The organism is Halohasta litorea (assembly GCF_024494645.1).
GTDB lineage: Archaea > Halobacteriota > Halobacteria > Halobacteriales > Haloferacaceae > Halohasta > Halohasta litorea.
In genome coordinates this window covers 1-14,959 of record NZ_JANHDJ010000020.1, presented here as the reverse complement: position 1 = coordinate 14,959, position 14,959 = coordinate 1, and the positions used below count along the sequence as shown (strand labels likewise).

Sequence of the window (14,959 nt, the reverse complement as noted above, 5' to 3'; positions counted from 1 at the left end):
GAGCCGACGCATAATCCGAGATGAGGAGGTTTCGTGGTACACACTCGTTGCCTCCTCGTTCCTTCCGCAAACATACCTCGATACGCCGCCGCTGTCATGCGGTTCGTCTCCTAACTAAAGACGGATGGTGGAGAACTGATACCGCCTGACTAAACGGGTATCTCACCAATGGCTCGCGTTTCTTGAGTGGCAACACTCCGATTCGAGGCCAAATACCGATTAATTTCTGGAGCGTATCGAATAGAAACCCACGATAGTTCGTCTGTCGGCTACTCAATTAGCTGTGATTACGGAAAAATAGCGAGAACAGGCCCAGTTCTACCCCATCCTCCGAAACTGTGTACAACAGAATATTTCGCATTTTCTATAGCAGCATATGATTCATACAATTTTTCCAGATATCGACCCATTCAGTTACTTAGCGTGTTGTCTGCACTAGACAACTAGCTAACCAGAACTATTAGATAATAGTAAGATAAACGCTACTCCAAGAAAATGGCCGGTATCAAATCACCCCGAAACACAGCGAGGACCTTCCCATGACCGGATCTCAGTATCAGTGGGCGCGTAAGTCACTCAGTGAGTTGGTCGACTTCTACTACACCAAGATCCGACCGGCGATGCAAGAAGACGATTACAACCCAAAACACGGTCGACCGAGCTACGAGTGGCTAGCTGCCAACGGCTTCTCCGGACTGTCCTACACGCTTCGAGAGCACCACGATCTCACGGTCAAAGAGTTCTTCGTCGACGAGGTCGGTCTTGACGACGAGAATCCAGGAGGGAACAACGAGGAATCAGGCTACGATTGGGGAGTTAGAAGCGACGAGACTATCGAAGCAATCCAGACGTATCTCTCGACACAGCGTAACCGTGGGGAACTCGCGCCGTCGACAGTCGTGAGTCGACGCTCTCGACTGGCGGAGTATGCTCGAATCTACGAGCAGCTGCACGGCCCTCACAACCTCACCCGAAACCTCAATGATATCGACGAGCGGCCAGTCGAAAATGACCGCTGTATGGAAGTCTTCGACGTCCTCAAAGACCGCCTGTCGACCGATCAGTCGCGGCTCAAATACCTCGGTGATGTCCAGCAGTTCTACGACCACCAAGTGCGGTTCGAGGGCGCCAAATACAATCCACTCGACGGGGCTAACGATCAGTTCCGCTGGGAGATCGACACACCCGACAACAAGACTGTCGACGCCGACGGGATGCGGGCGATCTACGAGGCCGCTGACTCTATTGACTCTCAACTCCTCGTCTTGGCGCTTGGGGCCTGGGGGCTCCGACCCAACGAGGTTGCCTCGCTTTCTATCGATCAGTTCGTGCTCACCGATGATGCGGACAACCGAATCGTTTTCGAGCAGCGCAAGAACGGTCCAGGAGAGGTTGCGCTGCTGTTCGGCGTCGACGTGCTGAATCAGCGAATCGTCGATCTCGATGGCCCGAATTGGGATGGCTATCTCTTCCCATCTAGTCGCTCGTCGACCGGGCATATCGCACCGCAGACGGTCAATGATCGATTCAAGCGACTTGGAGAAGCTGCAGGAGTCGCTGTCGAGGGGCAAACACCGACCGCCAAGATGGGTCGACGCTTCTGGTATACCACCTACAACGACGCAGTCAAACAGATGATGGAGGGCTTGGAAGGGATCGCTGCTGATCAAGGCTCGGCTAGTACGGAAATTGTCTCGCAGAACTACCTCTCAGAGGCCGAGAAGCGACGCTACCGAAGAGAATCCATGCGTAATGAACTGAGTGGCGTATTTGGTTGAACCTGATCCATTTATCAGACGAAGAGATACAAGGACACAATTTGTTGTCTCGTGTACACACATTGGGGAACAGTTTAACATCCTCACTCACATAGGTCTGAGTATGAGCCAGAAATCGCTTGATGATACGATCAAATTCCGTGCTGGCCCGCTCAAAGAGGCGGCAACCGAGTTGGACTCCGTCCATCTGGGCGGAATCAATATTAGCGAACTCGCGCGCGAAGGACTCAGCCAGATGCTTCGGCGATCAATGACAGACGACGATAAGATTGCTATTTATGAACGGTACTCTGCTGGAGATCTCTCAGAGGAAGCTACCCGCGTGCTCCTCGGCGATGAATTCGACATGCTTCAAGAAGACATTGAAGCCTTCCGTGAGGCTGTCGAGGCCGATACCAGTGACTATCTCGTCTAAATGGCCAGCAGCGACACGCGATATCCGATTCTCGTCGATACTGATGCGTTGATTGCTGTTGCGAATAGTTCCTTGTGGAGCCTGCTAACTGAGCATGTCGGACTCACGACGACAAACGTCTGTAAACAGGAACTCAAACGGCACATCGAAAACACGCGTGAAACCGCTCCAGAGGGAAGCCGTCCATACAGACTTCACTACGGGAGCCGTGCCGCACTTGAGGCACTTGAAAACGATGAAACGCCGCTTACACAGGTGACAAGCGTCCCTCGCCCCCACGGAGCTGATGCCGGTGAAGAATCACTCCGGCAAGAAGTACTACAGAATCCAGAGACGGTCGACTATGTTGTCCTGATGGACGCGGCTGGTCGGCGCTCAATTCGCCGTGCCGCCGCCAACCATGACGAAAATATACGTGTCGTAACTCCGCCGTTTCTTTTCTACATTCTCTACGACAATCATCTGACATCGAGACATGAGTTCTGCGAAGCCTGTGGGAAGCTGTTAGAACGTGAAGGCTGGACCGGGTACAATGCGGTGAAAGCTGCATGGGAAGGGATCCCAATTGACTGTAGCGATGTGCTAGATGATCACCTGTTTCCGTGAGAAAGTCGAGGACCGATTTGAGCGACTTGCCGAAAATGCAGGTGTCACCGTCGAAGGTCAAACGCCGACCGCCAAGATGGGTCGAGGCTTCTGGGCTACCACCTACAACGAGGCAGTCAAGCAGATGATCGAAGGTCTCGAAGGAATCGCTGCCGATCAAGGCTCATTGAGTACTGAAGTCGTGTCTCAGAACTACCTCTCAGAAGCCGAAAAACGACGCTACCGCAGAGAATCTATGCGTGATGAACTGAGTGTCGTATTTGATCAAATCTGATCAAATTGTCGAGCGAAGAGACATCCCGACTCATCGACGACGAACGAGAACACTGACAAATCGTGACTAGATTTAGAATCCACCCACATATATTGGCTGCAGAAAGAAATATGTGGTCTGTCCCAGTAGAATGGATATGGTAGACGACCGCCGAAACGGTCCACCGCCATTTGATAGACCGTTCGAAAACGAAGACACGAAACAACGCGTGTACGGCGCGGTTCTACACGCCCGAGAGTCGATGACCGCCGCAGAGATAGCGGACAAAGCGGATTGTTCAGAAGAGTCAGCACGGACACATCTGTCATTCTACGTCGACCTCGGGATCGTCATCCATCACGAGGGACGGCCAGCCAGATACGAGCGCAACGACGACTACTTCCGGTGGCGACGAGTCAACGAACTGGCGTTGAACAACTCCGTCGACGAGTTGCAAACTCGCGTTTCAGAGCTGACCGACCAGATCGAGGCATATCGCGACGAATATGATGCCGACTCACCCTCAGAGATCGACGTCCTCGAATTCGGTCCCGAACGAATCGACGACATCTACGTCGATCTCGGTGATTGGGCCACCGCTATCGAGGAACGCCGTCTCCACGAGCGAGCGCGAAGAAAGTCCGTCAGTTCTACCGCATCATCACACAGCTGACGATGGCTCCGGTAGACGACGGTGCAACTCCTGCGCCGATAGGCCACAGCAGATGTACCATACAGGTCTGGTAAAGGACTCATCTGTACAGATACCGAATAAATTGGCATGGAACAGTCTCCAATTCCAGAGATTATCGAAGCTATTGCGGAGGTAAAGGGGACAGAACCGTCCGAACTTGACCTCGCTCTCTATGAGTACATTGAACCTGAAGCTATCCAGCAGTTGGCGTCACATGGAACTGCATCCTGGACACTGTCGTTCGAACTTCCGGAACATCAAGTGGCCATCACAAGTGAGGGGGCGGTCCTCGTAGATGGGGCTGAAAGAAGACAATTAAACCAACTACTGTAGCGGATGTGAGTACAGTTGGATGGAATTCGGCGTATCAAGCTCATGCTCAAAAACGCTGGACAACAGAGAACGAATTGCTCAGAGAGCAAATAGGGGATGGTTTTATACACTACTTCTGATATATAGACTCATGTTCGAATTGACAGGGTTCCAGCGAGACCTCCTCTACTGTATCGCAGGTACTGATGACCCCTCCGGTCAAGAAGTCAGGAGTGAACTTAACCAGAGTTCGTCAGTCGAAGTCAACCACGGCCGTCTGTATCCCAACCTCGACGACCTCGTCGACCAGGGATTAGTCGAGAAGCAATCGAAAAACAAGCGAACTAATCTCTACAGGCTTACGGACCAAGGAAGAAACCTCATTGCAGATCGACGACAATGGGAAGACGAGCGACTTGAGCAGCTCAGTCTCGATGCGTAGGCCGAAAACCACTGAGCGAGTCTTCGCATGGCCAACGTTCGGTGTCGACGACCGTTAGATTACGGTCGAATCGTCGGCTAGGCGTGTGTCTCAGGCCTGGTGGACAAACCAATACGAGCTTGACGAATCGCTCTTGAGAACATAGCCAAAACCCTTCAGAAACGTCACTGTCGGAGGCGATCTTCTGGACTCCCTTCTCCAATTCACACATCACCGAGAGACAAACTGCGGTTGTGCAGTCGACTGCCGACGTCTCTCCCTATCCACCGCGCTTCCCGAATTTGAGGACTGGCCACGATATTCAATTGCCTAACCAGTCCAGTGCAAGCAGCTACTTTGGATATCTTGTGGAAAATATGGTTCGATAGCTCTTGCTCGATGAAAACTACGATCTTTGTGTCCGAGTTTGCATTACGACGTGCGTACATTATTAAACAGAAGACGTGGTACGACAGTCCATCAGTACATTATTACCATACATTCAAATGATGTATTTGGGTCAAAAAATAGAATTCAGGGGTCTGTTATTCGACTACTTCAATCGATACGTCTGAATTCGACGTCGTCGACAGGCCCGATATACTCGTTTTTCCAGGAATCACCGTCACGCCATTGCCAGTAGTAGTACTCACAGCCAGGATGCGGATTCTTGACTGTGACGTAGGCTTTGTTCGGCACACCGTCTGGTGGAGTCGGATCATCCGAATCGGTGTCTTCATCTGAGTCGGTGAGCGTTGTTTGCTCGTCGACTACCTCAACAGAACCGCGTTTAGCGTGTTTCCAGTCATGGAACTCGTACAGATGGCATTGACGACAGAGAGTGAGGAGATTATCAGGATCGTTTTCACCGCCTTCAGAGACGGGTATGATATGATGCGCATGTAGTTGTGCATCTCCCTTGCGACCTCCAAGAACACCGCACTCTTGGCATTCATAGTCGTCTCGCATTATCGCTTCCATCCGTAGCCAGAACCACTCCGCTGTTTTTCGAGGGTTCTTACCCTCTGTGGTTTTATCTCGTTTTCTCATAGTACCTCTAACCCCTCAATGGGGCACCCATCTGCCCACAAAAATTGCCCGTCAGTTGCTCCTCGTCAATCGGCCACAAACCAGTGCGGACCACCGTCGATTCTTCGGCGCTGAAACCACCCTGAATTAGCGTCTGTCGAGGGCGTCAATGGGACGGCTCTCATGCCGAAAAACAGCCCCGATCTGAGGACCGTATTTGTGCCCTCTCGATCAGTCACCGAGCTACTGACAACGACCTCCCGACGGGCCACCACTGGCTGCCCCCGAACCGTGACCATCTCCACGATGAACCTTCCTGGATGCTCTGTCGACCAGGAGATCCACCGGGCCGCAACCCGCCAGTGGTCTATTTCAGAAATCAGAGATATCCCCCGTCGAGACGTCGTCGATAACTGCCCACTGACCTGTGCCAACTGGCCCCTCGAACCGCCGGAATTCGTCGCCGAAGTCCGCGATTCGAAGCACAACTCGATGGCCGTCAGCACTGACCACCACCCACCGTGTAGTGGGCCCCGTCGCGGTCTCGACTCACCCCGTGGTGTGACCATCCACGCTGGCTGTGAGATGGCCGCCGATCTCCGCGCAGTCGAATGCAATTCGACCGCCGATCTGAGTGGCCGAACCCAGCCCACTGATCGGGTAGATCATCGCCCGGTTGGGACCAAACGTATCAGTTTCCAGAGACAGCCATCGTCTCTGGTGTCGTGGCCAATCCACCGCCTTCGCGAGAACCCGCTGGGACGAAACGTAGTCGGCCATCCGACCAGCTGCGGTTGTCCTCGATGAGCCGGTCACCACCATCCCAACCCACCCCCGATCATCACGGGCGGCCACCAAATTGCGAAGCCACTCACCACCCACTCCAAGTGAAGATTTTCAGCCTGAAATCCAACTGGCTCAGTTGGTCTCATTATTGGAGAAGCTATATCAGAATCCTGAGTGAAACGATGGGTGTTTCAAATTCACTAATTTGACCCCGCGTAGGGGGGGTGTCGGTCCTTCTACTAGACGCTCGGCGTTAAAATGGGGGGTGTCCGGCCGGCCGGACAAAAGACGAAAATAAGTATGTAATGTTTAGTCAGTATAATATGGATAGAGCCATCAAAAATAGCTATAAACGCATCTTAGAAACGATTCTCTACACAAATATGATAGCCAAAATTTGCCTGTCCAACCCGCCGGACAGCCGCTACGTATGGTTATTTTCAGACTTTAAGATATACTCTCTGAATTCTGATAATACACTGGGATTCTGTCCGGCCGGCCGGGCACCCGGCGCTGTCTATCGTTTTTCTCGTATTTTGTCCCAGAGAATTAGTAAACCGCTGTGAGAACTAGGGTGTAACTGTCCGGCCTGCCGGACACCACAGAGCCGTACTGCGGTTTTGGCATATTCTATGTACCCATATTACCACACTGAAAGTCTGCATAACCGTTGAATCAGATGCAACAGTGCATATTGATTACAGAGATTGATATTATAGAATACAAGCTAACTCAAAGCAGAATAAAGTCGGGGGATGTGGCCGGAGTGAACAATCCAGAGTGATCGGCATAGATTTTCCAATTTACACCGACTTCAAAAAATAATGTATTTTTCGTCAGATATAATTAACGCAATGAGAGAATAAAAAAGAGCTTAGAGACTATTCTAAATCAGTTGTTAGTAGCTCCTCTCCATATTCAGACAACTCTATAGAACGGAATCCTCGGAACCGGCCCTCATCACTATTCACCTTCCCGTCGTTAATATTATAGAGAGAATCCAGGATGGTTTTCAGCTTGGTTTTCTTTGGCTGTGTGGCTTTATTCCCAGATAGTTTATTAAGCTCTATCCCATTCAATTTACTCCAGTTAGCAAATGCAAGGAATAGGGTATCTTTCTTGATTCCAATGCTCGGGTCGTCTCCTTCGTGGACCACTGCGAACTCACTAACGAACTGGTGAACCGCATCAGTGTCGACATCGATTGCGGGGTTGTCGAGGTCGGGTTCCTCGTAGGTAAGGAATCTGGTAAGTTCGTCCTCGTCGTCTGCATCGTCACCACCGTCGACGTCACGATCTCCGGTTGACTCTCCTACTGAGTCATCACCGGTGACCACACCGAGTCCCACACCACCGGCGTTTTCCGCACCCGATGGATCAGTGGAATTATCCGCAGATTCCGACTCGTCTTCACCCTTAGTTTCACTCACTGTGTAGCCGTACTCATTGCGGAGAATCCCGAATAATTCCGCGTTTACATCATCTGGAAGTTTGTGGTATTTCTCCCCATTATCTTCGCGCTCGACTTCGACGAAATCATCCTCCTTACAGACCCCGAGTGCGACCGCCGCATCGAGCTTCGCCCAGAGGGGAGTTTGGTCATGTTTGCCGTCTCCATTGCGCTTGTCTGAACCCACGTCTGGGACGAACAGTGGCACCTCATAGCCAGCCTCTCGAAGTGCGTCGAGAGCCTCCCCACGAAGCTCACCTTCGAGGTCATCCGAGGGATCCCAGTAGGCGATATCAGGGTCGCCCAGAGCCATTGCTTTGTCGGCGTATCCACCCCCTCCCATACCGGAGTCTCCGAAGTTATCTGTCCGAGTGTTTACAAAGCATGACGACCCACTGCTGGACGTTCGCCACGATGGATTGAACTCGATCTTGTGCGAATTTTTGAGCCCCGTATCCCAGTCATCACAGGCATACAGGCGGACCACTTCCTCGGTCGAGATGGCTTCGAGTGCCCGGTATTCATCGACGTAGTTGGGCGTGAGATTAACCTCTGCATCTTCGACTCGTTCGAGGCGATTTTCCCGAGCTTTGCGTTCTTTTTCGCGCTTTTTTGCCTCCTCATTTCGCTTTTTAGTAACCCAACGCTCTAGAGCAGATTTCCAGTCACCGTCCTCCTGTTTGTACTCCTGTGGCCACAGATTTGCGACCAGTGAGTCGACACACTCGCGGTGTGTTCCGTCGTTGAGGTCGGCCACCCATTGGCGGGCTTCGGCGATCAGATCCTCATCGACTGCTCCGAGTTCCGTCATATCATATTCCACATCAGTTGGGTCGATTGGCGTCACGACAGCCTTGTGTTTCGTGTGGATCGACAGCGGTGCTTTGTACAGTCGGTTGGGGTTGTTCACCCAGTCAGGATGGATCACTTCTGCGGCTCCATCGACCTCCTCGTTGACCTCCTGTTCGATCTCCTTCAGCCGCTCATTGGATCGCTCGACGAACTCCTCGAAGACCATCGCAGCACCCACAGGATTCTCTTTGATGTCCTGGAAGTACTGGAAGATATCCAACGTCGCTGTGGGCGCTCCCATGATGTAGGCCCCACCCACGCTGTCGAGTCCGAAGATGGCGTCCTCACTGCCATAGAGATCAGCGTAGCGTTCGGCGTAGGCTTCCAGCGTTCGTTCGACTGTCGCCTGCGTCTCGGCGTCGAGGTCCCCACGCTGTGGTTTGAGCTCGTCGGCCAGATCGATATCACCCCAGACCATGAGGCCAGCAATATCTTCCCAGCCCGGTAGTGGGTTCCCGGTGATCGGATACTCATAGCCGCCGCGTTCTCGGTCGTACTGTGCGGGCGTCCACTCGCCCATCATCTCGTCGGTCTTGTAGGAGGTCGTCGCATACATCGTCCGCTCGACGCCCTGGATGATCTTGCTGAGGTCGTCTTTCGGAGAGGCGGGTTTGCGAATTTTATCGAAGACTCGGGAGTCAGTCTCGTTACCCTCGATCGGGAGATCTGGGTCGTACTCGTCGTTATCCTCGGTGATGTACCACCCCGCATAATCAGCATTCAGGATCGGAGCGAACTCGCCGATCGGAAGGTCTCCATAGACGTCTTCGATAGCCGAGTAGTGGCTTCGTACGTCTGCTGGGTCGACCTCCTGTTTGTAGCTGCCATCTGAATCGGCTGCGTCGGTGTCACTGTCGACGTCAGTGGCACTCTCATCAACCGCCGAGTCTTCGTCCTCGGTGTTCTCAGTCGTTTCGGTAGCGTCTTGATGCTCGGCTAGATCGCCACCGAAGAACGTAGAGACAGCGTTCTCTGTGAAGCTCTCCGGGCCGACGTCGTCGAACTTCTCATCAGGGTCGACATCAGAATCCCCTGCGTCGTTCGTACTGGACGAGTTGGCCGAGGCGACCGATTGCTCACCCTCGGTCGTGTCGTCTGTTGTGGCGGCGTCTGCGGCCTCCTGTGGCTCTACATCGGCCGTCGCAGGCCCGACGTTCTCTTGGGGGCTCTGTGGGGCCTGCGTCTCGGCCTCTGTCGACGGCGTGTTGTCGACGCCATCTGGGTCGTCGTCGGGGTCGTCGAACGGATCGGGGCCTTCGCGCTCGATAATCTCTGGGCCCTCGTCGCTGGCGGGGTCATTGACGACGTACTGGTCGGCGGCGAGGTCCTCCGGTGAGTACAGCTCGTTGTGATCGAGGGCGCTCTCGAAGTAGTCCTCGTGGTCGACATCACTGTCCAAGAGCTCAATTTTCAGCCCCAACCGGATCTTTTGTTCAGGGAGCGGCTCGTTGAGTTCGGCACGAGACTTCTCCCAAAGGGTGAGCCAGATATCTCGTGGGCGTTCATCAGAGAGTGCGTATTCCCCACCGACCTCGACGATTGCACCACACAGACAACCGACACCGATTACGGCTCGTGTCTGCAGATCGCCTTCGATGGTGCTGGTTTTCTCGATGACCGTCTGCAGGAATGGCTGTTCAATCTTGTCGGACGTGTCGATGAACACATCCCAGATCTCTGCCCACTTCTCGCGGTCGGCGAATGCTTTCAGATCGGCCGTGCTTTCGACGAACAGGTCGGGGCGTTCTTCAGGCTGGACCAACCGGAGGATGGTCGTCTCTTCGTCGATGTTCGGGTCGTCGGTATCTGCCGGAGTCGCCTCAACCAGCAAGTCGAAGTCCTCGGCGATAGCGACGGCGTCTTTCGCCTTCGCCCGCGTGAGCCCGGTCGCCGTCATTGTCGCATCGGGAAGATTCGTCTTAGCGATTCCTGTATCGTAGCTTCGTGACCAGTAATCCCAGACGCTCATCCAGAGGTCGATCTCGCCGGGATGCTTTGCGCCGAAGACACCCTCGATTTCGTCAAGCCGAGTGAGTTCTTTGGTGGTGTACTCTCGGCGGTAGCCGTCGATTAGCTGTTTGGTCTCTGCTTCCAGTTGTATTTGTTCGAATGTATCCATGATCTCTTGGATCTCATCGCCGGCCATTACCATCGCCTGCGCCTCTGTAGGGCTGTCGGCGGTGCCGTCTTCGTTTGTGTTTGTGTCGTCAGTCTCGACATCCTCCGTGCAGGGGCCAGTCAACAGATCACTGTCCTCGTCGATCAGCGGCGTCGTCTCGCCGTCGCGATAGACCAGCGGCACCTCCTCGGGTGGGAACTGCAGGTCCAACTCGTAGACTGCCTTTTGTCCATCGTTGTCTTGGTCGTGGGCCTCGTTTGGATCTCGGTAGATTGCGGTCGGATCCGGCAGGATCAGGACCTCCCACTCGTCGCGCTTGGGGAGTTGCTCGACCATCGCATCCATGTAGAGTGGCCCACGGACGAACTGGTAGGATTCTCTGAGTTCCTTTTTGCTATCGAACCGAACCGTCTCACCGTAGCCTGGATAGACCGCCCACTCACGTTGATGCTGATCGTAGCGACACCAGACGTCGAAGGCATTGGACGATCCGTAGTACGTCTCGCTGTATTTGGCTTCGCCCCACTTTTCGGCGTCGGGTCCGTGGCCATCATACAACTCAAGTTTCTTCCCGGTATCGACCCAGACGGCTTCCTTCCCACGGGGAATGAGCGCGAACTTCTCTTGGTTTTCTCCTGGTGTCCCGATTCGGAGTTTGTCCGTCCGGTTGTAGAGAATCCGCACTGGCTCTGGTTCGGGTTCCTCGTCGTCGGGGATCTCTGTTCCCGGCGGGTGCATCCGGTCTTCGCGATAGAACGGTGGGTCGGTCAGGATGTTTTCGACTCGGTTGGCATGGTAGGCCCGCCCCCGGCCGCTGCTGCGGCCGTCTTCGACCATCAGGATGGCCTTGCGGCCCTCTGTGCTTGCCCGAACCACATTCTCAATCGTCCGGGCGGGCTTCCGTTGGGTCGTCGTTTCGGCCTCCAAATTGATATGATACCCACTGGAGATGGCAGAGGCCTCTGGGTAGTCTTCTTCGAAGGCTTCGAGCGTTTTTGCGATCTCTGCGGGTGCGCCTTGCTGTTCGACCGGGAGATCCGCAAGCCCATCGCAGACCTCTCCTGTCCCACTCTGGATTGGAACACTCAGGTCCATACCGAGTCGACTGAACCAGCGGAAGCCGTCGTGGATCGTCTTTCGATGTGATTCAGTCGGTTGATTCCGACCGCTGTCCTGCTGGAGAATGGCGTCGATCCCCTCGGCGGTGATCGAGACTTCTGCTTCGGGCTTTTGGATGTGGATTCGCTTTTCGGTCTGGTAGGCGATCAGGTTGTTTGTGTCGTCGTCTTCGTGGTACTCCCACTCGCCGTCCATTGAGAATGGGTCCTCATCCTCGTCATCCCCCAACGAGACGTTGTGGACGTTGATCATCTCCGGCGGCACGCCGATCCCACTAGGGAACTCCTCGATCGGGTGGCCCAACGCCTCCTCGAAGCGGTCGGCGAACGATTCGACAGTCACCGTTTCGGCCCCCCGTTTGAGTTGCTCGCCCCAGACGAGTTCCAGGAAGTCGACGACGGTCTGTTCTTGGAGCCCACCGCCCGAGATGAGCAGGTCGGTCTCTTCGGGCGAATTCGCCATCGGTTCGACACCATACCGTTCGAGGCTTCGTTCGATTGCTTCGTGGGCTTCCTCCTTGGTTCGCAGCGGCGGGTAGTCGGGGAACGTCTGGAGACCCACTGCAGGACTGAGCTTCCGTTGGCCCTCGTCCATGTAGGTAATCCGCGTCAGAATACGGAACTCCGGCATCCCTCGGATATCTTCGGCGTCGACATTATCACCCATCCGCTTGGCGATCAGCTCACTGTCGTCTGGGCCACGCACACCGAAGGTCGCCATTGTATCCGTATTCGAGAAGATCTGTCTGAGAATTCCCTCGTGGTCTTCTTCGATCTGGGCGGGGTTCTGACAGGCCAGACACACCGACATTTTCCCGGAGCGTGCCTTGGTCAACATCTTGTCGACGTTCATGTCCTCGCTGACGACGTCGTCGAACTCGTCGATCAACATGAAAAACGGCTCGCGGTCGGCTTCGTTTTCTTCCTCGTCGGCCCGAGACTGGATGGTCGCCCACACACGCCGGATGATCGCCGTCGAGACCACCCGTTTGACTTCCTCATTCGAGACGGTATTCCGCACCAGAATGATCTTGCCTTCTTCGACAGCATCGTTGATCGACACCGAACTATTGCGGTGAGAAACGATCTCCTTCGATATAGGGCTCTCTGCCCAGTCCTGGAGTCGGCGGACGACGGGGTCGACCTCGTCGGCTTCCATCTGAGCAATGCGCTTGGAGTACTGCCTGATGTCAGTGATGATGCTCCCGGTTTCGGTATCGCCCAGCTCGACGCCTTCGCGTTCGAGCGAGCGGGCGAAGTTCCAGCGTTTTTCCTCTTGGCCGAGGACGTTGTACATATCGTACAGGGTGTAGGGATTGTTCGAGCGGATCATCGCCCGCGTGATATTCTTCGTAATCCCGGCCATCTTCGCCCCCCAATACCCTTCGGCTTTCAGAATTGCCTGGAGATCGTCGACGATGGATTCGACTTCTCGGTCGTATCGTGGGTGGTCCTCTGGTATCGACGGCTCCAAGAAGTTGATCGCGGCCACTCTGTCGGGGTGTTTGATCGATCCGGGTTCAACCCAGATCACATCATCGAGTCTGGATTCGGGGATCTCCTGCATGAGCTCGATAGCCATATCGCCTTTCGGGTCGATCACAACACAGCCGTAGCCCTTCCGAACAATCTGGTTGATGAGGTTCTTTTGGGAGGTCGTCTTACCCATCCCAGTCGTCCCGAACATCGAGATATGGCGGAACCACGAGAACTTCTCCATCCCGACTTCATCCATCGGGTTGTTCCCACGGGATTGATACCCCAACCAGATATTCATATCTGGGTCTTCGGCGTGGTCTTCGACAAACAATTGCCGGACGTCCTCTCCCATGTAGAGGCTCCCATCAGAACCCGTCTGCTTGAAATTCATATGGAGGATCCTACCGCTCTCCGATCGGGTTTGCTGGTACTCTGTGTCGACGAAATTGACTGCGAACTTCCCGCGCTTGGCTGGGAGGTTGTCGTCCTCGACTGTTGTCGACGCAGTCGCCCCACTTGCCGTTCGATTCTCTGCTCGCTCGTCGCCCTCAACACTCAACGGGAGGCTGTCTTGTGTCCCCGTTCCATCTGTGAGTGCGGGTTTCTCACCGAGTTCTGCGGTACTGGCTGATGTCGCTGGCTTCTGTGCCGCCTGAGAGTGTTGTTCTACACGGGCAGAGTCCCGTCCAGAGTCGGCCTGTGAGGAGTCGGCTTCTTTTGCCCGGATGAGATAGGCTTCTTCGATGTGGTTTTCTGCCAATCGAACCATCGCTTCGTAGGCTTCGACAGAAGACATTTCGCTTCGCATCTTTTCGTGGTCGAGATCGCCACGTTCGTAGGCTGCTGCGAATGTGAGGACCCTTTTGACACCGATCTCTTCTTGCTCTTTACTAGGGGCTTCTTCTCTCACTGCTCGGATAACGTCTGTTTCCGGGTAGTCGTCTGGAGACACTGAAGGCCGATAATAGGATTTTGAGGACGACGAGACGACACGCTTTGCCTTCTCATAGGTTGTGAGATCATCCGCATCAGCACCCATGTCAACGGGCGGGTTTTCATTCAACTCAGCGAATTCAGACATTTGAGCGTCTGCAGGGATATCCTCAGCTAGTTTCCCGTCTTTCGATGTCCCTCCAGTCCCTCCAGGAGCAGAGTCTCCGTACGTTGTTTTGATGAAATCAACGTTTTGAGTGTGTATTTCCTCGTTTGGGAGGTGTGCGAGTGCGGCCAACTCTTCCTTCGTTAGTATCGTATCGTTCGGCTCGAGTTCGCGAAGGGCGGCTTTGACGTAATGTTCTTTTGCTTCTTCACCACCGAATCGAGTTGCAGTGAACTGCTGGTTGAGTCGGTTGTTTTGATAGATCGAGGTGAACGCGTTTTCGATCCCCTTGATGTGCCTGACAGCAGTTTTGGCTCGCTGGTCGAACACGAAATATCGGATGTTGCACTCGAAAGCCGGTGTGCCTTCGAGATTACCGATGTACTTCGCGGTTCGGCAATCCTTGTCTGTCGGGTCAAGGGGCTCTGTTGAATCACTAGATGGCGTCGGGACGAGTCACTAAATCGAAGGAGTTGAAGCGGGAAACTGCGGTTGTCTATGACGCAAATCTCCCGCTTCATCGGGGAAGTTGTGCCGGTTGCTCAAAG

9 protein-coding genes and 1 pseudogene are annotated in these 14,959 nt (G+C 54.1%); 7 read left to right on the top strand and 3 right to left on the bottom strand.

Going from position 1 to position 14,959, the window contains the following annotated elements; all coding sequences use genetic code 11:
* Window positions 1-539: 539 nt before the first annotated feature.
* The 7 genes from NO877_RS19400 to NO877_RS19370 all read left to right on the top strand — a co-directional run bounded on the left by NO877_RS19400 (window position 540) and on the right by NO877_RS19370 (window position 4,500).
* Window positions 540-1,778 carry a tyrosine-type recombinase/integrase gene (locus tag NO877_RS19400; RefSeq protein ID WP_256397944.1) on the top strand — a complete coding sequence of 413 codons (1,239 nt, stop codon included), beginning with the start codon at window positions 540-542 and terminating at the stop codon, window positions 1,776-1,778.
* A 103-nt stretch (window positions 1,779-1,881) separates the two neighbouring features.
* Window positions 1,882-2,193 carry a DUF8065 family protein gene (locus NO877_RS19395; protein WP_256397942.1) on the top strand — a complete coding sequence of 104 codons (312 nt, stop codon included), beginning with the start codon at window positions 1,882-1,884 and terminating at the stop codon, window positions 2,191-2,193.
* The gene (locus tag NO877_RS19390) at window positions 2,194-2,799 is read left to right on the top strand and encodes a hypothetical protein (protein ID WP_256397941.1); all 606 of its coding nucleotides are present in this window, start codon (window positions 2,194-2,196) and stop codon (window positions 2,797-2,799) included. It abuts the gene before it with no gap.
* Window positions 2,780-3,073: a hypothetical protein gene (locus NO877_RS19385; protein WP_256397940.1), complete on the top strand. Its 294-nt coding sequence runs from the start codon at window positions 2,780-2,782 to the stop codon at window positions 3,071-3,073. Before NO877_RS19390 ends, NO877_RS19385 begins: the two co-directional genes overlap by 20 nt.
* A gap of 136 nt (window positions 3,074-3,209) precedes the next feature.
* Window positions 3,210-3,725, top strand: coding sequence for a helix-turn-helix domain-containing protein (locus NO877_RS19380; RefSeq protein ID WP_256397939.1), 516 nt, complete (start codon window positions 3,210-3,212; stop codon window positions 3,723-3,725).
* A gap of 108 nt (window positions 3,726-3,833) precedes the next feature.
* Window positions 3,834-4,079 (top strand): HalOD1 output domain-containing protein, encoded by a 246-nt coding sequence (locus tag NO877_RS19375; protein ID WP_256397938.1) that lies wholly within the window; start codon window positions 3,834-3,836, stop codon window positions 4,077-4,079.
* 130 nt (window positions 4,080-4,209) lie between these two features.
* Complete coding sequence (locus tag NO877_RS19370; RefSeq protein WP_256397937.1) at window positions 4,210-4,500, top strand: PadR family transcriptional regulator; 291 nt, start codon at window positions 4,210-4,212, stop codon at window positions 4,498-4,500.
* A 537-nt stretch (window positions 4,501-5,037) separates the two neighbouring features.
* Here the strand turns inward: NO877_RS19370 and NO877_RS19365 are convergent.
* The 3 genes and pseudogenes from NO877_RS19365 to NO877_RS20060 form a co-directional block, all read right to left on the bottom strand.
* Window positions 5,038-5,529, bottom strand: a complete 492-nt coding sequence (locus NO877_RS19365) for an HNH endonuclease (protein ID WP_256397936.1) — start codon at window positions 5,527-5,529, stop codon at window positions 5,038-5,040.
* A gap of 1,646 nt (window positions 5,530-7,175) precedes the next feature.
* Window positions 7,176-14,393 (bottom strand): type IV secretory system conjugative DNA transfer family protein, encoded by a 7,218-nt coding sequence (locus NO877_RS19360; RefSeq protein WP_256397935.1) that lies wholly within the window; start codon window positions 14,391-14,393, stop codon window positions 7,176-7,178.
* Between the two features lie 156 nt (window positions 14,394-14,549).
* Window positions 14,550-14,792, bottom strand: a pseudogene (locus NO877_RS20060) (hypothetical protein); the annotation flags it as partial.
* Window positions 14,793-14,959: the final 167 nt, after the last annotated feature.